Origin of the sequence: Pseudomonas sp. 3296, assembly GCF_031456615.1 — a bacterium.
GTDB classification, from domain to species: Bacteria; Pseudomonadota; Gammaproteobacteria; order Pseudomonadales; family Pseudomonadaceae; genus Aquipseudomonas; species Aquipseudomonas mucoides.
This window is the reverse complement of the sequence record NZ_JAVDUY010000011.1, coordinates 129,108-153,554: the sequence shown is the minus strand read 5'-3', so window position 1 is coordinate 153,554 and position 24,447 is coordinate 129,108. Positions and strand designations below refer to the sequence as shown.

General features: G+C 53.9%; 22 protein-coding genes and 1 tRNA gene. 13 read left to right on the top strand and 10 right to left on the bottom strand.

Translation table 11 applies throughout. From position 1 onward, the window contains the following. The first annotated feature begins 19 nt into the window (after positions 1–19). The 3 genes from purC (at position 20) to J2X66_RS27930 (ending at position 3,433) form a co-directional block, all read left to right on the top strand. Complete coding sequence (gene purC, locus J2X66_RS27940; RefSeq protein WP_007944067.1) at positions 20–733, top strand: phosphoribosylaminoimidazolesuccinocarboxamide synthase; 714 nt, start codon at positions 20–22, stop codon at positions 731–733. Positions 734–817: 84 nt separating this feature from the next. Next, positions 818–907: transfer RNA gene (locus tag J2X66_RS27935), tRNA-Ser, on the top strand. 795 nt (positions 908–1,702) lie between these two features. Next, positions 1,703–3,433 carry a reverse transcriptase domain-containing protein gene (locus tag J2X66_RS27930; protein WP_310271244.1) on the top strand — a complete coding sequence of 577 codons (1,731 nt, stop codon included), beginning with the start codon at positions 1,703–1,705 and terminating at the stop codon, positions 3,431–3,433. Between the two features lie 499 nt (positions 3,434–3,932). Here J2X66_RS27930 and J2X66_RS27925 read toward each other — a convergent pair whose 3' ends face one another. The 8 genes from J2X66_RS27925 to J2X66_RS27890 all read right to left on the bottom strand — a co-directional run bounded on the left by J2X66_RS27925 (position 3,933) and on the right by J2X66_RS27890 (position 10,208). Then, positions 3,933–4,499 carry a recombinase family protein gene (locus J2X66_RS27925; RefSeq protein ID WP_310271242.1) on the bottom strand — a complete coding sequence of 189 codons (567 nt, stop codon included), beginning with the start codon at positions 4,497–4,499 and terminating at the stop codon, positions 3,933–3,935. 133 nt (positions 4,500–4,632) lie between these two features. Next, positions 4,633–4,848 (bottom strand): hypothetical protein, encoded by a 216-nt coding sequence (locus tag J2X66_RS27920; protein WP_310271240.1) that lies wholly within the window; start codon positions 4,846–4,848, stop codon positions 4,633–4,635. A gap of 1,222 nt (positions 4,849–6,070) precedes the next feature. Continuing rightward, the gene (locus tag J2X66_RS27915) at positions 6,071–6,547 is read right to left on the bottom strand and encodes a hypothetical protein (RefSeq protein ID WP_310271237.1); all 477 of its coding nucleotides are present in this window, start codon (positions 6,545–6,547) and stop codon (positions 6,071–6,073) included. Beyond that, the gene (locus J2X66_RS27910; RefSeq protein WP_310271234.1) at positions 6,544–6,771 is read right to left on the bottom strand and encodes a hypothetical protein; all 228 of its coding nucleotides are present in this window, start codon (positions 6,769–6,771) and stop codon (positions 6,544–6,546) included. The genes J2X66_RS27915 and J2X66_RS27910 overlap by 4 nt, the downstream gene beginning before the upstream one ends. Beyond that, a complete protein-coding gene (locus tag J2X66_RS27905; protein WP_310271231.1) occupies positions 6,764–6,958 on the bottom strand; it encodes a hypothetical protein in 195 nt (64 codons plus the stop codon). The genes J2X66_RS27910 and J2X66_RS27905 overlap by 8 nt, the downstream gene beginning before the upstream one ends. Before the next feature lie 161 nt (positions 6,959–7,119). Further along, positions 7,120–7,359 carry a hypothetical protein gene (locus J2X66_RS27900; RefSeq protein ID WP_310271228.1) on the bottom strand — a complete coding sequence of 80 codons (240 nt, stop codon included), beginning with the start codon at positions 7,357–7,359 and terminating at the stop codon, positions 7,120–7,122. Positions 7,360–8,138: 779 nt separating this feature from the next. Next, on the bottom strand, positions 8,139–9,638 hold the full coding sequence (locus J2X66_RS27895; RefSeq protein WP_310271225.1) for a tyrosine-type recombinase/integrase: 1,500 nt from the start codon (positions 9,636–9,638) through the stop codon (positions 8,139–8,141). Positions 9,639–9,917: 279 nt separating this feature from the next. Beyond that, positions 9,918–10,208: a DUF3077 domain-containing protein gene (locus tag J2X66_RS27890; protein ID WP_310271222.1), complete on the bottom strand. Its 291-nt coding sequence runs from the start codon at positions 10,206–10,208 to the stop codon at positions 9,918–9,920. 584 nt (positions 10,209–10,792) lie between these two features. On the opposite strand from J2X66_RS27890, the gene J2X66_RS27885 reads away from it, so the two are divergent. Then, positions 10,793–11,125 carry a hypothetical protein gene (locus tag J2X66_RS27885; RefSeq protein WP_310271218.1) on the top strand — a complete coding sequence of 111 codons (333 nt, stop codon included), beginning with the start codon at positions 10,793–10,795 and terminating at the stop codon, positions 11,123–11,125. 33 nt (positions 11,126–11,158) lie between these two features. On the opposite strand, the gene J2X66_RS27880 is transcribed toward J2X66_RS27885, so the two are convergent. Further along, positions 11,159–11,755: a cupin domain-containing protein gene (locus J2X66_RS27880; RefSeq protein WP_310271343.1), complete on the bottom strand. Its 597-nt coding sequence runs from the start codon at positions 11,753–11,755 to the stop codon at positions 11,159–11,161. A gap of 65 nt (positions 11,756–11,820) precedes the next feature. Continuing rightward, positions 11,821–13,782 (bottom strand): FAD-dependent oxidoreductase, encoded by a 1,962-nt coding sequence (locus J2X66_RS27875; protein WP_310271216.1) that lies wholly within the window; start codon positions 13,780–13,782, stop codon positions 11,821–11,823. A gap of 217 nt (positions 13,783–13,999) precedes the next feature. On the opposite strand from J2X66_RS27875, the gene J2X66_RS27870 reads away from it, so the two are divergent. The 9 genes from J2X66_RS27870 (at position 14,000) to J2X66_RS27830 (ending at position 24,432) form a co-directional block, all read left to right on the top strand. After that, positions 14,000–15,049 carry an ABC transporter substrate-binding protein gene (locus J2X66_RS27870; protein ID WP_310271213.1) on the top strand — a complete coding sequence of 350 codons (1,050 nt, stop codon included), beginning with the start codon at positions 14,000–14,002 and terminating at the stop codon, positions 15,047–15,049. A gap of 75 nt (positions 15,050–15,124) precedes the next feature. Then, positions 15,125–15,907: a class II aldolase/adducin family protein gene (locus J2X66_RS27865; RefSeq protein WP_310271211.1), complete on the top strand. Its 783-nt coding sequence runs from the start codon at positions 15,125–15,127 to the stop codon at positions 15,905–15,907. A gap of 162 nt (positions 15,908–16,069) precedes the next feature. After that, entirely contained in the window at positions 16,070–16,717 is a 648-nt protein-coding gene (locus tag J2X66_RS27860) for a TetR family transcriptional regulator C-terminal domain-containing protein (protein ID WP_310271207.1), read from the top strand. Between the two features lie 92 nt (positions 16,718–16,809). After that, a complete protein-coding gene (locus J2X66_RS27855; RefSeq protein ID WP_310271205.1) occupies positions 16,810–17,526 on the top strand; it encodes a response regulator in 717 nt (238 codons plus the stop codon). A gap of 5 nt (positions 17,527–17,531) precedes the next feature. After that, on the top strand, positions 17,532–18,305 hold the full coding sequence (locus tag J2X66_RS27850) for a transporter substrate-binding domain-containing protein (protein WP_310271203.1): 774 nt from the start codon (positions 17,532–17,534) through the stop codon (positions 18,303–18,305). Continuing rightward, positions 18,302–20,563 carry an ATP-binding protein gene (locus tag J2X66_RS27845; RefSeq protein WP_310271200.1) on the top strand — a complete coding sequence of 754 codons (2,262 nt, stop codon included), beginning with the start codon at positions 18,302–18,304 and terminating at the stop codon, positions 20,561–20,563. The genes J2X66_RS27850 and J2X66_RS27845 overlap by 4 nt, the downstream gene beginning before the upstream one ends. A gap of 193 nt (positions 20,564–20,756) precedes the next feature. Continuing rightward, entirely contained in the window at positions 20,757–22,169 is a 1,413-nt protein-coding gene (locus J2X66_RS27840) for an amino acid permease (RefSeq protein WP_310271197.1), read from the top strand. A 270-nt stretch (positions 22,170–22,439) separates the two neighbouring features. Continuing rightward, positions 22,440–23,231 carry an enoyl-CoA hydratase/isomerase family protein gene (locus J2X66_RS27835; RefSeq protein WP_310271194.1) on the top strand — a complete coding sequence of 264 codons (792 nt, stop codon included), beginning with the start codon at positions 22,440–22,442 and terminating at the stop codon, positions 23,229–23,231. Between the two features lie 40 nt (positions 23,232–23,271). Continuing rightward, positions 23,272–24,432: an acyl-CoA dehydrogenase family protein gene (locus J2X66_RS27830; RefSeq protein WP_059181450.1), complete on the top strand. Its 1,161-nt coding sequence runs from the start codon at positions 23,272–23,274 to the stop codon at positions 24,430–24,432. The last annotated feature ends 15 nt before the right edge of the window (positions 24,433–24,447 follow it).

The window sequence follows — 24,447 nt, the reverse complement described above, 5'->3', positions numbered from 1 at the left end:
TTAGCAAGCGGAGCCCATCATGGAAAAACGTGAAGAACTCTACCGCGGCAAAGCCAAATCGGTTTACAAGACCGACGACGCTAACCGCTTGATCCTGCTGTTTCGCAACGACACCTCGGCGTTCGACGGCAAGCGTATCGAGCAGCTCGACCGCAAAGGCATGGTGAACAACAAGTTCAACGCCTTCATCATGCAGAAACTCGAAGCCGCCGGCGTGCCGACCCAATTCGACAAACTGCTGGGCGACAACGAATGCCTGGTGAAAAAACTCGACATGATCCCGGTCGAGTGCGTCGTGCGTAACTACGCCGCCGGCAGCCTGGTCAAGCGCCTGGGCGTCGAAGAAGGCATGAAGCTCAACCCTTACACTTTCGAACTGTTCCTGAAGGACGACGCCAAGGGCGACCCGTTCATCAACGAATCCCACGTCGTGGCGTTCGGTTGGGGCACCGCCGAGCAACTGGTTCGCATGAAAGAACTGTCGCTCAAAGTCAACGAAGTCCTGAGCAAACTGTTTGACGACGCCGGCCTGCTGCTGGTCGACTTCAAACTCGAATTCGGCGTATTCCACGACGGCTCCATCGTCCTGGGCGACGAATTCAGCCCGGACGGCTGCCGCCTGTGGGACAAGGCCACCGGCAAGAAAATGGACAAGGACCGCTTCCGTCAGGGCCTCGGTGACGTCATCGAAGCCTACGAAGAAGTCGCCAATCGTCTGGGCGTACCGCTTTAATCGACGCAAGCATCTGATAGCACGGAAAAAAATCGCAAAAGGGGGTTCGCTTCCGGCGAAAGTGTTGTTATGATGCGCGCCGTTGGAGAGATGCCAGAGTGGCCGAATGGGACGGATTCGAAATCCGTTGTACCTTCACCGGTACCTAGGGTTCGAATCCCTATCTCTCCGCCATACAAATGAAAGCCTCGTAAGTCTATGATTTACGGGGCTTTTTTGTGTCTGTGTGTTTTTCGATTCTACTACTCATTTCTACTACTCCTTCCTGTAAATATCTCGATGTCGATGCTGGTCGCTATACCAGTTGCCCACATGGATTCTTCTGCCATCCATCGCAGTCAGTTTGAACATTGCCATTCTCGGCTATACTGGTCATGCATACAGTATGCAGCGTGCGTGATGAAAGACGATTTGATCGATGATTCTGGGTTTGAGCTAGGTCTTCCTTCCCGTGAAGAAATGCTCAAGCATCAATGTGATTTGCTGTGTTCTGAGTTGGATGTAACGCGGCGTGACCTTCGACAAGCTCACAAGAACCTTGCTGGGGTGATTTGTATGTGGCGTACCAGTTCCAAGGAGTTGGCGGCGTTGCGGCTTGAGCATGAGCGTCTACGCTGGACGCTGAGTGACCTGTACCGAAGGGAGACGGAGCGGGAGACATCACGAATGACGTACGCCTACGGCGATCATGGTAAGAGTGAACGTTGATCTATTTCAGGCGATTGCCAACAACATGACGAGCCAAGATGGAAGGAGCCGGTAGCCGTAAGGGTGTAGCTCTAGAAGTTCTCGCCCATCTTCTGGTAATGCTAGATTTACTGATGTTTTCATGTTAGCGTCTGTGCGCCCTCGTCCGGGATTAAACTTGGTTGAATTAAATGCGACCATAAGGAACAATGCTACAAGCAACTGCTCAGTGTTCTGCTAATGGTACGCTGAATGGATAACTCAAAGTGAATAGGGTGAAATATGGACGAGGGCTCTTTAGTCGACGAGAGTTTGAGGCTGACTAGCGAGTCTGATGTAGATGATCTGGCCAACATTCTTGGTACGACCTATCCGAAGATCAAGTATCTATACTACACTAAGCGCGTGGCAGGTCATTATAGTACGTTCTATATTCCTAAAAAAGGCGGTGGTAAACGAGAGATTTTGGCACCAGATAATCAATTAAAGGTTCTTCAAAAAAGACTTGCTCGCCAACTTTCGTTTCTCTACAAGCCCAGTCCTCGCGCTACTGCGTTTTTAAGTAATTCTTCTATTGTTCGCAATGCGTCTTTTCATACGCGCAAGAATTTCGTATTCAATATAGATTTGAAGGATTTTTTTCCGTCTATAACATTTGCTCGCGTGCGAGCGATGCTTATAAGCCAGCCCTATAATTTAACGCCGGAAACTGCGACAGTAATTGCGCACTTGGCAACGGTTGACGGAAAGCTTCCGCAAGGGTCACCTTGTTCACCTGTTATATCTAATATGATTTGTGCCTCTTTAGATACACAGTTGCGCACCCTTGCTAAGAAACATAAAGCTAGCTATACAAGATATGCAGATGATATAACTTTTTCCTTTTATGTTCCTGCGCAGTATTTGCCAGAAGATATTGTAGTGCTAGGTGTTAATGATGGTGGTAAAACACATCACGTAGTATCAGTTGGTGTAGTGCTCAGCGAGATTGTTTCAAAAAAAGGATTTACGATAAATCCTAAAAAAGTCAGACTTCAAAGACGAGACGAAAAGCAGGTAGTTACTGGCTTAATTGTTAATCAGAAAGTAAATACTGATCGGCGATACATACGTACAACATCAGCCATGATTCATTCGCTCTCGACTCTTGGCGTGGATAATGCAAATCTTATTTACAAGACGAAGTCTCCCGACTCATCTGCTGAGCTATCTGGACACGTTTTTGGTCGACTGTTATTTATCCATCAAGTTAAGGGTGTAGACTCTCCCGTTTATCGACGCCTTGCAATGAAATTCAATCAACTTGAAACCCCATACAAACTTCCTCTGGCGAAGTTTGTAGAAGTTCTTGATGATGCCGGAATGAAGCATAATCAACTAAATATACGCCGTTGCTGGGTTATTGAAAGTGAAAAGTGGTCAACTCAAGCAACAGGATTCATGCTTGAAAATAATATAATGATCACGTGTGCACATGCATTCAACTACAAGTTGAGATCAGGTATCGACTCGGATGTCGAATATGGTAATGCACATGACTGTGACGAAGTTTGGTTTGATGACTGTATAGTTTATCGAGTAAATGACAGGACAAAAAAATATACAGCAAAAGCACTATTCTTAGATAAGCATCGTGACTTGGCTGTCGTATCTATAGATCAGGTGGATGAAAAGTTTGAATTTTTCCGTCTGGAAGAAACTTTGCAAGTGGCAATAGATGACAAAGTTTCCGTGTTAGGCTTCCCCAACTTTAAAGTTGGGTCTACTGATGTGTGTCGATTCTGGGCTGCGGTCAATGGTAAGTATGTCAGGTCCACCATTGAGTGCGGTAGTGTTGATAAAGTGCTCTATAGCGGAAATAGCGGTGGACCATTACTCAATTCCAATCAACATGTTGTTGGTGTGGTTAGACGCGGTGCTGCAGGAGACCCGGAAGGAACCAACGAATTTGTGTGTGCTTCCGAAGTTGTTAAAGTTCTCAAAGATTTTCAAACGACGCTCGTCGTGGTCTAGTACCAAAAGTAGGATTTAAGAGTTATTGAGTCGAGTAATGAAATTAGTGAAAAGTGGCGCCGTACTCGCTACCGCCATTTTCCTCAGTCCCCAAACCACCTGATGCTGCCACGCGTTGCTGTGTGAAATGTGAGAAATGGTGTGGATCAATGTTCTGTACTTTTCACGTACGCGCACAATTCCCAGGTTTCCAACCCCTGTATTTTCAGAATCTGATTTCAGAGTCGAATCAGTATGAACTGTTGTCGGAATCCCTATGGGTGTTCTAGATCAGATATTGATCTGGTATATCCAACCTATACAGGAATACGGGCGACTGAGCCCCCCAAGATTATAGGAATCCCCCTGTAATGGTGAGGATGCCGCCTGAGGGTGCGTAGGATCGCGTACAGGCTGTTTTAACTCGTCGCGAGTTTCATACACGGCCTTGGCGTTTATCGTTGCTCTGTGGACGCTACAGGAAAAGGAAGGTTAAGACGTTCCATCATGCGTTTTACTGTCATTGGTGCAAACTTATTACCAAGTGCTGTTCCTTCATGGCACGTTGAACAGACGATAGTGATACACCAAGGGACTCAGCAGCGGCTCTGTAGCTCTTACCACTAGCAATGAAAGCACGGATATCATCATTGGATACCGCCTTGGTGCGTCCCTTGTAAACCCCTTTGGCCTTTGCCTTGGCGATACCTTCACGTTGACGCTCTTTGATCATGGAGCGTTCAAACTGAGCGACTGCACCAATCATCGACAGCATCAGTTCCTGCATTGGGTTAGCTTCACCTGTGAAGTGGAGAGCCTCCTTGTGAAACTTAACTGCTACACCTCTGGCTGTGAAGTCTTTCACCAGTTTCAACAGGTCTTCCAGACTACGAGCCAAGCGGTCAATCGAATGCACGTGGATGCAGTCACCCTCACGCACAAACTCAATCATCTGTTGTAGCTTGGGACGGTCTGTTGTGGCGCCACTCACTTTGTCTGTGAATGTCTTGGTGAAGGTCAGGCCGTCAAGTTGACGGTCGGTATTCTGGTCAACGGATGAAACTCGGATGTATGCAACGTCAACCATTTGGTGCGCCTCTGTAGTCATAGGATCTAGAAGGCTGAACTTTGCCTGTGTATCAGACTGAAAGCAACCCTATGAATACGCTTTTACGTATTCACCAGACCAGTGGTCATAGGGTGTACCCAATTGAACACGATCAACACTGACGTATCTTGAGAATGCCAGTGGTGATGGCAGATGCGTTCATGTCGATGGTTTCCAGTGCTGCGATCACGTTGTCATGCACGTCGGGCGAACCTGTTGATTTTACCCACACAGAAACTTCTTCGATTGCTGCCGCAATCGCGTGCTGGTTGTGCAGCAACAGTGTGAGTACATCGGCGGTAGCGATTGCGGCGTGGTTGTCTGGCATGGGGTCATCCTTGATTGGTGAAAACAGATCGTAGCTCAGATGTTGCAGAATGACGCTGTGGTATCTGTCGTCATATCGACATTTTAGTCAGGGTTGGCATTAACACCCGTATGGGAATGTACGCAGCGTTTGTGCAAAGGTTTGTGATGGATGATCAACCGGCGTCTGCTGAATCTGGATTATTCTTCTGATTTCCACTGGATTGCATTCAGCCGAAAAGATATTGCAGATAGAGCTGCAACAGTGTTTAAACCAATAGCTCGATGAGCCCATATAAAATCAGTGTTTGCGACCATATTGGTCTGTCAGTTGGAACTGAATGTGGATAGTAGCTATCTGATCTCATCCCTGAAAACTATTACCACTGATTGACACCAGTGAGAAATATCAACATCCACAAAAAACCCCTGACACTGGTTAGGTATCAAGGGTTGATTTAAGAATTGTATATCACCGTTGAACGGTGTGAAGAAAATGTTTGGTGTTTGGCTTCACTTCCGTTCATCTCTTCCTGAATGTTCATCAGTTGTATTCTGTGTACATTTACACAGAGATTTCTGACATCTGATTTTCAATCAGGAGTGGTTCTATAGAAGTTTGTTAACTCTACATACAAAGAGATGATCAGCAAGGTGAACCGAAGGTGAACTGCTTTTCAGAAGAGATGATAAGCGCAAGCTATCTCGCTTTTGATTTGTCTTCTGTGAATACAGAAAAGTAATTACTGTCGTAACGACAGAATAGTTATTCTTTAGATAATAACTTCTATCAGCTATAGCTGATAATATTATTCTTTAAATATAATACTCTTTGTAGGTAGGTTTACTCCTACCTCTTTCTCTCTATGTTCTTTAATAAATAATATAGGGTAGTTACCCTATAATAATATATCTTCTAATATAACAATCTTTTAAATATAAAGCTTTTGATCTTAGCTCACTCGTTATCACTCGTTCGCTAAGCTCTATTATACTGATTTTTCTGGATTTGTCAAGACCCATTCTCATTTGGTGATCATTCTCGTTTAGAGCAGTCGAACAGACTACCCACCTTTCCTACGGGCAAACAGAAGCCCCGTACAGGCTGGGTAATCTGCCGGGGCCATGATGGGTAGGGTTTCATGGGGAACGGTTCTCAGAACGCGCTATGGAGCTGCACAGGATGGTGTCGCTGCCGCTGGTGTCGTCGCCGTCGGCCACGGGATCAGTCGGTTACCCTGTAATCAATCAGGGATCACTAGATCAGAAAAGGTTGCATCCACTTCTTTCTGGATGTCAGCAAGCAGTTTCGCTTTGGCTTTCTCAACCTTCTCAGCTTCCTTCAATTGTGCTGCTTGAAGAAGTTGTGCGGTCAGCATCTGTTTGTACTCTGCGAGCTCCTCTTCCAGTTCTTTCACATACTCGCGTTTCACACGGTCGTTGATGACCTGGAGGTCAACAGCCTGCTCTGATTCGGGCTTGGTCATTGAGCAGTAATAAACCGTTGGAGAACAGACGATTGGGTATTTATGGGTAAGGACGTAACCCTGCGTGGTCATCTCGATTACTTTGGTTAAGAATCCAAAGGCAATGTCACCATGCACAACAGTTGTACACTGGTCGGTTGATTTGTAGACATTGTGATAACCAGCTTGGCGTCTCTCAAGTTCTGCTTGGTCAAACTTTCTGGCACTACCTACGATCTTGATTTTGTCACTCATTTTGTTTTCCTTTTGTGGATCAGTGCAATCATGTTTTGCACGATAGTTTGTTTGTATTGCTCATCATTGCTCAGTGTGTTGGTTTTAGTGTTGGTGATGATTGCATCACTATCGTCATCAGTCTTCTCTACAATTTGTGTTTGTTGCATTGTTTGTTGTTGCAGCGCACGTCTTCGTTCAAATGCTTTTGTGAGTCCGCGACTGAAGCGGTCTAGATCACTCACGGCAACCACCATATGCATCATGTAACACTGACATGCCATGTTCAGTGGTCAGTTGGTCAATGATATCCGTTGTACGTCGGTATTCATGATGGTCACCAATAGTTCGTGCTGTTTGTTGCAGGTTCAGATAGTGAACCATCTGTTTAACGGCAAGGTGACGGTCAAGGTCGATGGTTGTTTCGATCATGGGATTATTCCTTTTGGTTGGTTGTATGAATTACACCTGACATCAGGCGTTTTTGATGTATTTGATGCCCGGTTTACAAGGGATGTAGACATGCAAAACACCGTACCCTATAGGGTAGTCAGGAGTACGCATATTTAATCGATTTGGGTCAATGAAATGGCTTAGTGCTGATTCTTTGAATCTAACAGTGATTGCAAGAAACTTGGACTGACATTAGCAAGGTCACCCACATTTACTAATACACCTTTACGACGTGCTTTAGTCGCGAGCTTGTAAAATTTATCAAGCACTGCGACTGATGCAGGATGAAACGTATGATCACGATCAGGTATTGGTGTGTGAGCTGTTGTTATTACTTTTAGAATGAGTTGCGATGGTTTATGAGTTACCAAGTAGTTCATGATTCTATTCCTCTATGCGATACGTTCTATCCTCTACTGTGTAGGTTGAAAGTATTTTTGATTGATGGGTGTATTAAATGTGTGTTGCTTTTATCTTGGCTTTCTTCTCGTCTTCGCGACGAAGATTGTTGGTAACGCTACTGATCATCACGTTTATGCAATGGTTGTGACTGGTGTATCCGGTCCTTAGCATTAGAGCTTCAAGTTGTTGTTGAGCTTCTTGGTTCAATCTGATAATCATTGTTCACACCCTATTGTCTGGACTAGACGATCATGCGCATATTGATTAATTGAGATGCCAGCCGTTTCGGCAACATTTTTAATCAGTGCATAGTTTGTAAGGTTGAACATGATATTCACTGGCAACATTTTCATCTTTGAGTGACGCCATACCTTTGCTCTACAGGCTGCGTTACATGTCCGTGTTTGTGGTCGTCGGTTAACCAAAGGGGTATTGCAGGCACGACAGACGTTAATAGGCATAAGATATTACCTCGTTAGTAATTGATAGTGTTTGGAACTGTTTACGATAGACAAACAAAACCCCATACTCGTTAAAGAATATGGGGTTAGGTTCAGGAGAGAATTGGTTGGAGGATCAAACCACCATACAAACCTTGAAGGAAGGGCAAGATTTGTAATAGAGGTGCCGCAGTTGATGGCTGACAACTGGAAAGAGTCGGCGTGATCTGTTCAACTCCAATAAAGACATTATCTCACGAAATGAGAATAATTGTCAATACCGTGACGACTGTTTTGAACACTATCGTTCAACTATTTTACTGAAAGTCAAAGTGTAAAAGTTGTATCGCTTTTTGCTTCTGTTCGAATGAACAACCACCACTGTAGACGCTCAGTGTAAATGATTTGTTTTCGTGTCCTACGATGTACGGCAATACCTCCAAACCAACACCTGCTCGATGAAGCTCAGTGGTGGTTGTTTTTCGGATGCTGTGGAAAACATGAAGGTCAGAGAATTCAGCTTTCGTTTTCAATCTCCCAAACTGCTTGCCCAATCTGTCAAGTCGGTTATCGTATTTGTTATTACCACCTTTGAACAAGTATCCATCATTAGCTTGTGCTTGCGAACAAAGAAGTTTGTACAGTGGTACAAGAGAAGAGTGTATAGGGACATCCCTGACACCTGCCTTTGACTTGGCGTCAGGGATGTTGAAACCAATAGGTTCACCATCGTCGTCAAAAATTGTACTATCTATTTTTATATGCCCAATTTCTTCAATCCTAGCACCCGTGTATGCACCAAAGACAATAAGGTTTACTAGTTCATCTTTGGCCGCGTATTTTGCTTTCTTATGAAGGTCTTCAACCTCTTTGCGAGTAAAGGGTACCCACGGTTCACCAGCTTCTTTTCCAACCTTTGGTAACTCGTGACCATCAAACGGACATTGTTGTCCGGAGAATTGTTCACGAAACTGGGCGTTGTATTTTATAGCCCACTTCCAAAAATCTCTGCCAGACCATAAATAGTTCATAAGTGTCTGGCGAGCACCACCTTGTTTTTCCACAAATTTGTGAATGGTGTCAAAGTTAAGTGGTGTACCTTCTGTTGTCAGAAACTTTGATATTTTTTCAACGCGGGCTTTGTGACTGTCACGGGTTTTCTCTGTGTCAATCTGAGTGACAAGGTGATTTGCCCATGCCTCAATCATTGATGCACTGATTGGTGAACGTGGTTTGTAGATAGTTGGATTAATAATTAACTCACGCGCTTCCTCCGATTCAAGTTGAGAAAGTTTATATTTGTCTTTGGCGAGTAATACCATAAAGTCAGTAGTGAATTGAGAACCACCCAACACGGTATCGACAGTTGAGGAAGGTTCTCGTTTAAAAGCAGCCTTCATGACTTCTACGTATTCACTTGGGATTGGTTGCCCCGGTTGTATACCCGTCCATGGTAACTCTTGTTCAGATATGTCCAACTGGTACGCACGAGAGAGGAAGTCTGAACCTTTGGATGGGTTCTTTACCGCATCTAGCAAACGTGTATTTATCTTCTGTTCCAGTTCAGAACCTTTGTTCGCCAGTTCAGGTCGCCACTGTTCGCGTGCTGTGATCTTTTGGTCACGTGCTGCTGCAATGTCAGCTTTCCATTGCGCAAGTATCGGCAGACGCCTCACCATCGCCTCTGACCTCATACCGGTTTTCAGTGATTGAATCAGCACGGTTCGATTGCCAAGCGCACGGCGGACATCCTTTGGTACATCCAGCCGGACATACCACGTTGATTCGTTTTTCTTCTGAACGAGATTGTCGGGCATGAGTGCACCAAGGCGTGAGTAGTAGTACCGATTCTACTACTGTTTTCTACTACTGATGGTGGTTGTGGTCAGTAAACACTGGGTTTTATGGGGTCTGAGGTCGTAATCGGAGACTCCCTATCTCTCCGCCATTATTGAATAAGACTAAGCCCCTGAAATCGTTAAAGATTTCAGGGGCTTTTTCGTTTCTGGTGTTTGGTTTAGGGCATTTTTAGCTGCGCTTTCAACCAGAGTTGAAGGCCCCTGATATCTCGGGCGAATACTCAGAATGGCGAGCCACTAAATTGCTGTCTTTTCATTATTCCGAAATGGCCGTGGCGAAACAGCCTTTACCACATCATCGATCAGCGCTTTTCCCATCGAAGTTAAATAGTGCGCAGCCCAAGCATGACGGTCCGTGTCTTTTGCATAAGCTGCATCTTCTGTGAGCGCCTTGGCCAGGAACAGGAAATCCGAGGCCTGTGCCAATGCAACACTGATGGGCACGCCCGCGCTGACGTGGAACATTGCATTGTCCGAGCAGTAGATAGGGGTGAAGCCGATGGTTTTTGCTTCTGTTGGTTCGCTCATTTGCCACCTCCATTGATGCACAGGTGGAGGCGACTAAACGGGAAGCTACGTAGTGCAAGACAGCGGTAAGCGAAAGGACGATTTTTAGACGGATTTACTTTATTCATTATCAGTTCCCTTGATTTGAGGAACTGCCACTTAGCCGTCTCAAAAGCTTGGGTGGCAGCCGTGCGTGGTGTGAGACCCGGCAATCAAGGCAACCGGTAGGCCCGAAGGCCTTCCACGCACAGCCGCCATAAAACCGTATCGCAGGTTAAAAAACACCGCGATGGGTTCTGTGGCGCTTTGCGCCTTGATTGGTACCCGGGGTCTCACGCCCGATCGCTGAATGTACAGCGACGTCTGGAGAGTATCCCGACGTAGATATGACCAACAAGGAGGTAACTTGCCCAATTGCAGAGCAAACGTACCCTCGTACGCAACTCTCGGATTTTGCCTACAACTTCATCAAGAGTCACCCGGATAGTCTGCTAACCGAGCAACACAAAACCCGAACGCCAAAACAGGAAGCGACTGCGCGAAGGAAAATCCACGTCATTAGCTATCATGCAATACACAACAAATATCCGGATGACGGAGGACGCATGAACAGATGGCAACGGCTTTGGTTGTCTGTGAAGCTGATAACAGCCGTAGCGGCCTGCGTAGCCGCCGGTGTTCAGGCCTTCTTTTACATGATGGACAGCACTGACGCCTCGCGAATACATCCGTTGAGTATTCTGGTTGTCGGGCTGATCTTCGGCTTCATCACCTTCGGGCTTCTCTCATTCATTGAAGAAGGTATACGGCGATTAATAGCCCCATTTGTCACCGCCAAACCCCAACCTCAAGCGAACGCTGATACCGACTCAGAGCTGGCAGCGCAGCCGCCGCTCATCCTGTCTGCGGACGATCCAGCTCAACAGAAGAGTCTGTGAGCTGACATTTGGCAGATAAAGCCAGGCAAACGCTCAAAACGTAGGCGGCGTAACCACCCAAATCACCACAGCATCCACCTCCCCCGGATTCCCATACCGGTGCGGTTCCTGGCTGGAAAAACTAAAGCTATCCCCTTCACCCAGCAAAAAATGCCGTTCCCCCACCCACAATTCAAAACTGCCCGACAGCAAATACCCAGCCTCTTCGCCTTCATGGCTATAACTCTGCTGACTGTAAGCCCCCGGTGGAAACCGTGAATGCAGCATCTCCAGCTGTCGATTCGGCTGCGGCGTCAGCAGGTGATCGACGATGCCGTCTTCGTAATGCACGCTCATGCGGGTGTTTTTGCGCACGACAATGCCGTCATCTTCCGGCGCCGTTTGCGTTTCGCTGGCGAAGAACCATTGAATGGTCACGCCCAGGCTGCGGGCGATGTTGAACAGGGCCGGGATGGAAGGGTAGGCGAGGTTGCGTTCGAGCTGGCTGATGTAGCCCGCTGTCAATTCGCTCATCTGCGCCAACTCGGCCAGGGTCATGCCTCGGCGCTTACGCAGGCCTCGAATCCGGGTGCCAAGGAAGTGCGGCGCGGCGGCGCTGTCCTGTGTGGGCGCGCCGGTGGCAGGCTGCATCTTGCTGCTGTTGCTCATGGCGTGCTCCAAACCGGGGTTCGCAAAACCCCGGAGTATAAACAGCCTTAAAGCTCCCAGGCGACTTTCAAACCCTCGTAGATGGCTTCTTCGGCGGTGCGTGGGGCGAGGCAGTCGCCGATGCGGCGAAACTCCACCAGGCCTTGCAGTTCTGCGCCCAAGGTATCGACGGGTTGATGGCCTTGGCAGAGGACCAGGGTGTCGATGTTTTCGAAGATCATCGGTTCGCCGCTGGCGGTGTGTTGCAGGTAGACGGTGTTGTCGTCGCAGCCATACAGGCGGGCGTAGGGGGTGATCGGGATGCCGAGCTTGTGCAGTTCGCCGGCCAGTTGATCGCGCACGTACAACGGCAGGTTTTCGCCGCAATGGGTGCCGTTGACCGCCAGTTGCACTTGATGACCGGCGCGGACCAGGCGTTCGGCGATGCCGGGGCCGATCCAGTCGCAGCGCCAGTCGACCACCATCACCGAACGACCGATTTGCACCTCGTCGCGCAGCACTTGCCAGGCGTCGACCACCTGTAATTCACCGCCGCGCTCGAACGCCGGCCAATACGGTTCGGCGCCGGTGGCGACGATCACCATGTCTGGTCGTTCGCGTTCCACCAGTGCCCGGTCGACGCGGGTGTTGCGTACCACTCGCACGCCGGCCAGTTCCATTTCACGTTGCAGGTTGGTGCTCGCGCCACCGAATTCCGCACGCTTGGGCAAGAGTTGCGCGAGCAAAACCTGGCCGCCGAGTTGCGAGTTGGCTTCGTAGAGGGTCACCTCGTGTCCGCGCTGGGCGGCCACGGCGGCGGCTTTCATGCCGGCGGGGCCACCGCCCGCGATCATGATGCGTTTGCGTTGCTTCGCCGGTTGCCGTTGACCGAAGATCAATTCGCGCCCGGTTTCGGGATGCTGGATGCAGGAGATCGGCAAGCCTTTGTGGAAGTGACCGATGCACGCCTGATTGCAGGCGATGCAGGCGCGCACATCTTCGACGTGGCCGGTGTCGGTCTTGTTGGGCATTTGCGGGTCGCAGATCAGCGCACGGGTCATGCCGCAGACGTCTGCCTGACCGCGCGACAGAATCAGCTCGGCTTCCTGCGGCTGGTTGATGCGCCCGGTGACGAATAGCGGAATCGACAGGCTGGCCTTGAACGTTCCGGCCTCCTTGGCCAGGTACGCCGCTTCGATCGCCATCGGCGGCACGATGTGCACCGCGCCGCCCAAGGAGGCCGAGGTGCCGGCGACGATGTGCACGTAATCCAGCAGCGGTTGCAGCGATTGCACGGCCGACAAGGACTCGTCTTCGGTCAGGCCTTCGGGATCACGTTCATCGGCGGAAATGCGCAGGCCGATGATGAAGTGCTCATCGGTGTTGGCGCGTACCGCGGCGATCACTTCGCGCAGAAAACGCAGGCGCTGTTCGAGTTCGCCGTTGTAGCCATCGGTGCGGCGGTTGACCCGTGGGTTGATGAATTGCGCCGGCAGGTAACCGTGGCTGGCGACCACTTCCACGCCGTCGATTCCGGCCTGATACAAGCGCCGCGCCGCTGCCCCATAACCGGCGACGATCTCGTCGATCATCGTCTGATCCAGCGCTCGCGGCATCACCCGGAAGCGCTCGTTAGGCACCGCCGACGGTGAGTACGCGACGGCCAGCAGGCCATCGCTGGACTCCATGATTTCCCGCCCCGGATGGAAGATCTGCGACAACACCACCGTGCCGTGTGCATGGCAACTGTCAGCGATTTTCCGATAACCCTCGATGCACGCGTCATCGGTCGCCATCAGCACATGCGAGGTGTACCGCGCGCTGTCATGCACCCCGGCCACTTGCAGCACGATCAGCCCGACACCGCCTTCGGCTCGCGCGGTGTGATAGGCGATCAGTTGCTCGTTGACCAGGTTGTCGGTGGGCATCGACGTGTCGTGACCGCTGGACATGATGCGGTTTTTCAGGCGTTTGCCCCGCAGCTGCAAGGGTTCGAACAGGTGTGCAAAAGCGGCGGAAGAGGACGGCATGGTGCGGGTACTCCAGGCAGGCTGAAGCCGAAAGGCCGGGTTTTCGGCGTTGTTATTATTTGCCTATAGAAATTTACCTTCAGTAAAAAATCAACTTGTTTTTTTACTTGGGCTCACAGTAGATTCATTGGGCGCCCGCACCTGGGGCAAACCTCACAACAATAAAAATGGGCTACGGCGGCGTTGAGTCGCGTGGCACCTGCAAGAGGAACCACTGATGAAATCGAACACGCTCAAGCACGGTTTTTATCCCTTGATGCTGTCCCTGGCCATGGGCCTGGGCAGCGCTCAGGCAGCACCGGACATGGTGGTGGTAGGTTACGGCGGTGCCGGCCAGAAAGCCCAGGATGTGGCGTTTTTCCAGCCGTTCAGCGTCGCGGATCACAGCAAGCTGATTCAGAGTGAATACAACGGCGAGATGGCCCGGATCAAAGTGATGGTCGACACCGGCAATGCCGATTGGGACGTGGTGCAGATCGAAGGCCCGGACCTGATGCGCGGCTGCGATGAAGGCATGTACGAGAAACTCGACTGGAGCAAACTCGGTCGCGTCGATCAACTGATACCCGATGCGGCACAGGCGTGCGGTTCGGCGGCGCTGGTGTGGAGCGTAGCGATTGCCTACGACACGCAAAAACTGGCGCAAGCCCCGACGTCATGGGCGGATTTCTGGGACGTGCAGAAAATCCCAGGCAAGCGTGGCCTGCGTAAACGCGCGGTGTACAACCTGGAATTCGCCTTGCTGGCTGACGGCGTGAAAGTCGAGGACGTGTATTCCGTGCTGAACACCCCGCAAGGTGTCGACCGCGCCTTCGCCAAACTCACCCAGCTCAAGCCGTACATCCAGTGGTGGGAAGCCGGCGCGCAACCGGCGCAATGGCTGACGGCGGGGGATGTGGTAATGACCTCGACCTACAGCGGACGTGTGGCCGCTGCTGCGCAAAGCGGTAGTCATCTCGGATTGGTCTGGCCGGGCAGTCTGTATGGCATGGATTACTGGGCGATCATCAAAGGCTCGAAACATGTCGATCAGGCCAAGCGTTTTATCGCCTTCGCCAATCAGCCGGACGCTCAGGTCAAGTACGTCGAGCAGATCCCTTACGGCCCGACCAACACCGAAGCCGCCGCCAAACTGGACAGCAAACTCGCGCAATGGGTGCCCACCGCGCCGCAGAACCTGAAGGGTGCGCTGTCGATGGACGTGGCGTTCTGGGTTGATCACGGTGAAGAACTTGAAGAGCGATTCAACGCCTGGGCCAGCAAGTAATCGCACGCGGCTGGACGTGGTAGCGCGTCCAGCCTTACTGTTTCGCGCAGTCGATCAGCCTGGAGACCTAAAACAATGAACGAGATCGCCATGTTTTCTCAGCGCAGCGCCACCGAGCAACATCTGCGTGAGGAATTGGCCGCCTGCTACCGATTGATCGCGCACTTTCGCATGACCGATCTGATCTTTACCCACATCTCGGTGCGCATACCGGGGCCTGAGCATCACTTCCTGATCAATCCATATGGGTTGATGTTTGATGAAATCACCGCGTCCAATCTGGTGAAGATCGGCCTGGATGGCCGGGCCGTGGAGGCGTCGCCGTACCCGGTGAATCCTGCCGGGTTTGTGATCCACAGCGCGATTCACGGGGCTCGTGAAGACGCGCAGTGCGTGCTGCACACCCACACCAAATCCGGTTGCGCGGTCGCGGCGTTGAAGTGCGGGTTGTTGCCGGTGAACCAGATCTCGATGGAGTTTTATGGCCGGGTTGCGTACCACGATTATGAAGGTGTGGCGCTGGACATGAGTGAGCAGGAACGTCTGGTGCGGGACCTTGGTGATAAGCCGGTGTTAATGCTGCGCAACCATGGTTTGTTGACCGTGGGGGAGACCGTCAGCCAGGCGTTTTTACGCATGTATTACCTGGAGAAAGCTTGCGAAATTCAGCTTGCCGCGCAGGCAGCAGGTGAGCTGGTGTTGCCACCGGCGCAGGTTTGCGAACACACCGAGCGCCAGTTCAATGACCCTGGCCGGCCGCTGGAAGAAGGCGAGTTGAGTGACCCGGATGCCATGCAATTGGCTTGGGCTGCGATGCTGCGATTGCTTGATCGGGTGGCGCCGGGTTATCGGGATTGACCTAGGGGGCCTGTGTTGATCGGGCTTGCCCGCGATGTGCGCGACACGGTCTCAGAACCCTGCAACCGACTAGAGACTATCCACCCTCTTGCTGTACAGTCGTTCAGCGCGTGGATTAACCCACCGCGCCCCTAACGATCGATCCCACGGAGAGTGTCGCGCATGAGTCAGGAAGCCCGTTTTTCCCGCATGGAGCCGGAGTTGCGCAAGGCCAATCTGATCGAGGCGACGCTGGTGTGCCTCAAGCGCCACGGTTTTCAGGGCGCCTCGATCCGCAAGATTTCCGCCGAGGCCGGTGTTTCGGTCGGGTTGATCAGCCATCACTATTCCGGCAAGGATGAACTGGTGGCCGAGGCCTACCGCGCGATTACCGGCCGCGTCATGAGCCTGTTGCGCAACGCCATGGAACACGCGGCCCCCAACCCCCGCGAGCGTCTGTCGGCGTTCTTCCGCGGTTCGTTTTCAGCCGAATTGCTCGATCCACAATTGATCGACGCCTGGCTGGCATTCTGGGGCGCGGTGCGTACCGCCGAGTCGATCAACCTCGCGCACGAACATTCCTATGGCGAGTATCGCGGCATCCTGCGCAAGGTCCTGACCGAACTGGCACAGGAAGAAAACTGGGAAAATTTCGACGCCGATCTGGCCGCCATCAGCCTCAGCGCCTTGCTCGATGGTTTGTGGCTGGAGTCCGGCCTCAACCCTGGCACCTTCACCCCGGAGCAGGGCATCCAGATTTGCGAAGCCTGGGTCGACGGATTGCAAGCAGGTGGCCGCCAGCGGTTTTGCGTCCAGACGACGGGCTGTTGATCAGTCGTTCAGCAGTCGATACTCTCTGGCGCCATAGCAACAAAACACTCTAATAAGAAACACGCCTTCGGGCACACGCGGGACACCATGCGATGACTCCTCGGGTATTGATCGTCGACGACGATCCGTTGATTCGCGAACTGCTGCAGGCTTACTTGTCCCAGGAAGGTTACGAGGTGCATTGCGCCGCCACGGCAGAGCTGGCCGAGACTTTCCTGGCGAGCCAGACGGTCGATCTGGTGATGCTCGATATCCGCCTGCCGGGCAAGGACGGCCTGACCCTGACCCGAGAGCTGCGGGTCCGTTCGGAAGTCGGGATCATTCTGATCACCGGGCGCAACGACGAAATCGACCGTATCGTCGGTCTTGAATGCGGCGCCGATGACTACGTGATCAAACCACTCAACCCTCGCGAGCTGGTGTCCCGGGCGAAAAACCTGATACGCCGGGTGCGTCACGCGCAAACGCCGCAACCAATGGCAGCCATCGCCAAACCGGTCAAACAGTTCGCTGACTGGGCGCTGGACACCGACCGCCGACGGCTGATCGACCCGACCGGCAGCGAGACTTTACTGACCCACGGCGAATACCAGTTGCTCAGCGTGTTCCTGCGCAACAGCGGCCACACCTTGAGTCGCGATCAATTGATGGATCAGATCCGCAACCGTGAATGGGTGCCCAACGATCGCTCCATCGACGTGCTGGTCGGACGCTTGCGCCGCAAGTTGCATGACGACCCGGCCGAGCCGCAATTGATCATTACCATTCACGGCGCCGGTTATTTGTTCACTGCCAGCGTGGCAGCCTGAGCCCGATGCTGCGTATGTTTGGCCTGCTGTTGGCGCTGACCGCGAACAGCGCGATAGCCGCAGAAAAAGTGCGCTACTGCGACTACCCGGTGTACCCGCCGATCTCCTGGAGTGACGGCAAGCAAGTGCGCGGCCTGGCCCCGAGCGTGGTGAAAAACCTCTTCGGTCGTTTGGGTTATGACGTCGACATCGTCGTGCTCGGTAACTGGAAACGCTGCCTGCTCGACGCTGCCGAAGGCCGGGTCGATGTGGTGTTGGCTTACAGCACGGCGCAACGCGAACAGAGCATGGTTTTTTCGACGGTGCCGGTGTTGCGCGAGGAGGTTGCGTTGTTCATCAATCGTCAGCACCCGGTGAAATTCGAGCGTCTGGAGGACCTGGCCCATTACCGTGGCGGGTTGCTCTTCGGTGAAAGTTACGGCGTCGATTTCGATCGCTTGGTCGCGCAACACCAGAATATCGAATGGGTCTCTGACAGCGGCCAGAACTTCGGCAAGCTGATTCGCGGGCGCATCGATTTCATCACCTCTGAACGGCGCACCGGCCAGCTGTACGTCGAGAACCTGCCGGGCGCGCAAGACATCGTCGCGCTGCCCAATGCCTTGAGCGTCGACTATTTGCGGGTGGCCGTTTCACGCCAATCCCCCTTGGCCAAGCGCATGCCGGAGATCGACGCGCAACTGAAACGCATGGTCGATGCCGGAGAAGTCGAGCAGTGGTTGAATGAAAGCGAAGTCACCTACCGCGACATGATCAATCTGCCGGCGAACGCCAAATGATCCGCGCACGTCCGGGTGGCCTGTTGCGGCGTCTGCTGCTGTTCATTCTGTTGTTCAGCCTGTGTTTCACCGTGCTGGCGAGTACTGTGCAGTTGTATTTCGAATACCGCCGCGAGATGCGCGACATCGACTCGCGCATGGAGCTGATTCGGGCCGGTTACCTGGCCAGTCTGGAGCGCAGTCTCTGGGACTTGAACCAGGAACAACTGAACGTGCAGTTGCGGGGGCTGGTGGACTTTTCCGACGTGGCGCGGGTGCACCTGATCAGCCCCGATTTCGATCTGCTGCAAGGCAACTCCGAGCCGGTCGGGCCATTGCGCGTCGAGCGTTTTGAACTGGATTATCAACCGCCGACCGGGCCTTCACGGCACTTGGGCCAGTTGGAGGTCAGCACCGATCTGGGCGCGGTGCATCAGCGCCTGTTCGCCACCGGTTTGACCAGCCTGCTGTGGATGAGCGTGTTTCTGTGCGGTCTGGCCGTGGCGTTGTCCGGGCTGTTCTACCGCTTGGTCACCCGGCACCTGCAAGTCATGGCCGAGTTTGCCCGACGCATCGCTGCCGGTGACTGGCACGAGCCGTTGCACCTGGACAAGCGCCGCCATGCCCACGAAGACGAAATCGACACCGTGGCCCACGCGCTGGACGACATGCGCCGGGCGATTCTCAGTGACATTGACCGCCGCGAAACCGATCGGCTGGCCCTGCAAGACAACCGCGATGAATTGCTCAGGCTGGTCGAGCGCCGCACCGCCAGTCTGATGCGCGCCAAGGACGAAGCCGAGGCCGCCAACCTCGCCAAATCGCGCTTTCTGGCGACCATGAGCCACGAGTTGCGCACCCCGCTCAACGGCATTCTCGGCATGGCCGAACTGCTACGCGGTGCACGCCTGGATGAGCGCGACGGCAAACGTCTGGATGCGCTGTACAAGGCCGGGGAAGGGCTGCTGTCGATCCTCAACGAAGTGCTGTATTTCGCGCGATTGGAGGAGGGCGTCAGCCACCCGGAACCGGTCGACTTTTCGATCCGGCAATTGCTTGAAGAGGTGCTGACGCTGCTGGAACCGCGCGCGTTGAGCAACGACACGACGCTGCACTGCCGAACCGATCCGCGGGTCGCCGAACGGCATCATGGAGCCGAGCAATTCTTGCGTCAGGTGCTGAGTAACTTGTTGGCCAATGCGATCAAATTCACCGAAGGCGGTGAGGTTGAGGTCGACGTCGCGCTGCTGGCGCAAGGCCCGGAGCAGAGAGGGCAGCGTGTGCGCGTGAGCGTGACGGACAACGGCATAGGCATCGCTCCGGCCATGCAGGAGAAGATTTTCGAGCGCTTCACCCAGGCCAGCGAAGAGGTGGCGCAACGCTTCGGCGGAACCGGGCTGGGGCTGGCGATCAGCAAGCATCTGGTCGAGCAATTGGGCGGACGGATCGGTGTTGAAAGTGAAGTCGGGCGGGGCAGTTGTTTCTGGTTTGAGCTGACATTGCAGGCGTCTACCGGCATTGCCACTGTGGCGCAGAGCAGCGAATCCTTGCAGGCGCTGAAGGTGCTGGTGGTCGAGGACGTGGCGCTGAATCGCGAAGTGGTCAGCGGTTTGTTGCAGCGTGACGGGCATCAGGTCTGGCTTGCCGAAGAAGGCGAACAGGCACTGGTGCAATGTGCCGGGCAGGCCTTCGATTTGATCTTGCTCGATGTGCATCTGCCGGGCATCAGCGGTGTCGAACTGTGCAAACTGATCCGTCACAACCAAGGCCCGAACCGTCAGACGCGGATCTTCGCCCTGACCGCCAGCGTGCAGCCGGCCTTGATGCGCGGTTATCTGGAGGCCGGGATGGACGGCATTCTCGCCAAGCCGCTGAAGCTCGAAAACCTGCGACAAGTGCTCGCCGGGCAACTGCCGGTGTCCACGCCACAAGCGGATGACGAGGCGATGGATTGGCCGCTGCTGGATACCCATCGCATGTTGCTCGGGGAGCAGAAACTTCAGGGCTTGCTGGCGGTGTTGCGCGACTCGATCCATCAGCATCGTGACGCACTCACCGAAGCCATCGAGGCTGACGATTGCACTGAAGTCGCCCATCTGGCGCATCGACTGGCCGGCAGCAGCGACTCATTGGGCTTTCGCGCGTTGGCCAATGTGCTGCGCGCTTTGGAAGAGGCCGCGATGGTCAATGATGAGCAGACGATGCGGACCTTGGCTTCTCAACTTGATGCGCAATTGCAGCATTCGCAACAGACGCTGGCTGAGTTGTTGTCCCGCTGACGTACAAGTTCGTTACGACTTTTTACAACTTCGATCTTTACGGTCAACCGGACCTTACATGCGCTTCCAATAATCGAGGCAACCGCCACAGCGCGGTCTTCGAAGCTTATTGGAGATAATAATAATGAACTGCCGTAAAGCTGATCCTTCCCCGCGCCATGCCGCACACCTTGCTGACTATTGAGGTGCGGACATGAGCGAATCTACCGAAACCAAAGGCATCCAACTTACCCGCGCCCTGAAAAGCCGGCACATTTTCATGCTGTCGCTGGGCGGCGTGATCGGCACCGGGCTGTTCATGGGCTCCGGCGTGACGATCAATCAGGGCGGGCCGGTGGGCGCGATTCTGGCGTATCTGGTCGCGGGCTTCCTGATGTACCTGGTGATGGTCTGCCTGGGCGAACTGTCCGTACAAATGCCGGTGTCCGGCTCGTTTCAAACCCACGCCACCAAATTCATCGGGCCGGCCACTGGCTTCATGATCGGCTGGGTGTACTGGATGAGCTGGGCGACCACTGTGGGGCTGGAATTCACGGCGGCGGGCATGTTGATGACGCGCTGGTTTCCGGCGGTGCCGATCTGGTATTGGTCGGCGCTGTTCGTGGTGGTGCTGTTCGGTTTGAACGCACTGGCGACCCGCGCCTTCGGTGAAGCGGAATACTGGTTCTCCGGGATCAAGGTCGCGGCGATTCTGGGCTTTATCGTCGTCGGCGTGCTGGTGATCTTCGGCGCCATCCCGCTGACCAGCGGTGCTCCGGCGCCGATGATGAGCAACCTGGTCGGCGACTCGCTGTTCCCTAACGGCCTGTCGGCGGTGTTCGCGGTGATGATGACTGTGGTCTATGCCTTTCAGGGCTGCGAGATCATGGGCGTGGCCGCCGGCGAAACCGATCAGCCGGAAAAAAGCATCCCGCGCGCGGTGCGCAACGTGGTGTTTCGCGTATTGATTTTCTATGTGCTGGCGATTGTGGTGCTCTCGGCGATTGTGCCGTGGCAGCAGGCTGGGTTAATGGAAAGTCCGTTCGTGCAGGTGTTCGACATGGTCGGCATTCCTTATGCCGCGGACCTGATGAACTTCGTGATCCTCACGGCGATTCTGTCGGTGGGCAACTCCGGCCTGTATGCCTCGACGCGCATTCTATGGGCAATGTCGAAGACCGGCATGGCGCCGAAAAGCCTGTCGCCCTTGAGCAAGCGCGGCGTACCGCTGCGGGCGTTGAGCATCACCTTGTGCTTTGCACTGGTGTCGCTGATGACCAGTTTTGTCGCGGCCGACACGCTGTTTATGGTGCTGATGGCCGTGAGCGGCATGTCTGGCACCGTGACCTGGATTGTGATTGCGTTGGCGCAGTACAAATTCCGCCGGGCGTATCTGCGTGATGGCGGCAAGCTCAGTGATCTGAAGTATCGGGCGCCGTGGTTCCCGCTGCTGCCGCTGACATGCATTGCGTTGTGCAGCTCACTGTTTGTGTTTCTCGCGCTGGATGAAACGCAACGGCCTTCGCTGTACTGGGGCTTTGGGTTTATTGCGCTGTGCTACGGCGCGTACTTCCTGATTCATCGCAAGCGTGAAGCGGTGTTGGCGCCGAGTTTGCCGACCGTTTAATTCTTTGAACTCACCGCTGTTCCTGTGGGAGCGAGCAAGCCCGCTCCCACAGTTGTTTTGCGGTGGGCTGTAGGCAGTTGTTCGAAGTTGTAACAGCGCAATCCTCACAGTGCCGGTATTTTCTAATAATTCCTTTAAATACAAATAGATGGATTTGTTTTTAAGCTTTTACAACTCATTTTCCTGCCGATTGCCGCCTTACTGAACACTCGTTTAGTATGGCCTCAAGTCGCATCACCTCAGACCAATCACAATAATTCGAGGATTCGCATGACTACTCAATCTTCTCTGCTCAGTCAGGTCGAAGCCGGCATTGCCTGGATCACCCTAAATCGCACCGCCCAGCGCAATGCGCTGGACATTCCGACCCTGAAAAACCTCCACGCCTTGCTGGACCAATTCAACGCCGACCCCGCCGTGCGAGTCGTTGTGCTGACCGGCAGCGGTCGCAGTTTTTGCGCCGGTGCTGACCTCGCCGAGTGGGCCGAAGCCGAAGCCCGTGGCGCCCTCGAAACCTACGGCTGGACCGAAACCGCTCACGCCTTGATGAGTCGTCTGTACAGCCTGGAAAAACCAACCATCGCTGCCATCAACGGCACCGCCGTCGGCGCCGGCATGGACCTGACGCTGTGCTGCGATTTGCGCATAGCTGCGCAATCGGCGCGCTTCAAGGCCGGCTACACCAGCATGGCTTACTCGCCGGACGCTGGCGCCAGTTGGCATCTGCCTCGGTTGATCGGCACCGAGCAAGCCAAACGCCTGTTGTTCCTCGACGAGTTGTGGGGTGCCGATCGTGCCTTGGCCGCCGGCCTCGTTGGCGAGGTCTGCGCCGATGAGCAACTGCTCGACGTCACCACTGAACTTGCTTCGCGCCTGGCCAACGGCCCGACCTTCGCCTTCGCCCAGACCAAAAAACTCATGCGTGAAGGCGCCCAGCGCAGCCTGCCGGAGCAACTGCAAGCCGAACTCGCCGCCGGCCTGTTGTGCGGCCGCAGCGAAGACGGCAATGAAGCCCTGCGCGCCTCCATCGAAAAACGCCCGGCCAATTTCATCGGCCGCTAAGCCCGACACCATCTTCAGCACACGAACAACAGGTAGCCCCATGAATTTCCAACTGACCCAAGAACAAGAAATGTTGGTGGACGCGGTACGCAGTTTTGTCGCCAAGGAACTGCTGCCCCATGAGGAAGCGGTCGACCGTGCCGACGAAGTTTCCCCGGAGCTGGCGGCACAGATTCGCGGCAAGGCCATCGCCGCCGGTTTCTATGCCTTCAACATGCCGGAAGAAGTCGGCGGCGGCGGTCTGGACTACCTGTCCCAGGCGCTGATCGAACGTGAATTGTCGAAGGTCTCCTGGGCACTGCATGTGTTCGTTGCCCGGCCGTCGAAAATCCTCATGGCCTGCACCGGTGATCAAATCAACGACTACCTGTTGCCGTGCATCCAGGGCGAGAAAATCGATTGCTTCGCGCTCACCGAACCGGGTGCCGGTTCCGACGCCAACGCGATCAAGACCCGCGCCGTCCGCGACGGTGATGACTTCATTCTGAATGGCAGCAAACACTTCATCAGCCACGCCGGCCACGCCGACTTCGCCATCGTCTTCGCGGTGACCGACACCTACGAGCACAACGGCCGCCAGCGCAACGCCGTGACCTCGTTTCTGGTCGACCGCAACACACCGGGCATGACCATCCGCCGCGGTCCGAAGTGCGTGAGCAATCGCGGTTACCACACCTACGAAATGTTCTTCGACGACTGCCGCGTCCCCGCTTCCAAAGTGCTGGGCGAAGTCGGCAAGGGCTGGGACGTGGCCAACGCCTGGCTGACCGCCGGGCGCGTCATGGTCGCCGCCAACTGCGTCGGTCAGGCGCAACGGGCGCTGGATGTGTCGCTGCAATGGGCGGCGGATCGCAAGCAGTTCGGCCAGCCAATCGGTACCTATCAAGGTGTCTCGTTCAAGCTCGCGGACATGGTCACGCAGATCCGCGCGGCCGAACTGCTGACCTTGCACACCGCCTGGAAAATGGACCAGGGCACCATGACCGATGGCGAAGCCGGCATGGCCAAACTGTTCGCCAGTGAAGTGCTCGGCAAGGTCGCTGATGAGGCGGTGCAGATTTTCGGTGGCATGGGCCTGATGGATGAATGCCCGGTGGAACGCATCTGGCGTAACGCGCGGATCGAGCGTGTCTGGGAAGGCACTTCGGAGATCCAGCGCCACATCATTTCCCGCGAATTGCTGCGGCCGCTTTTGCGCTGATCGGCCCGGAGAATG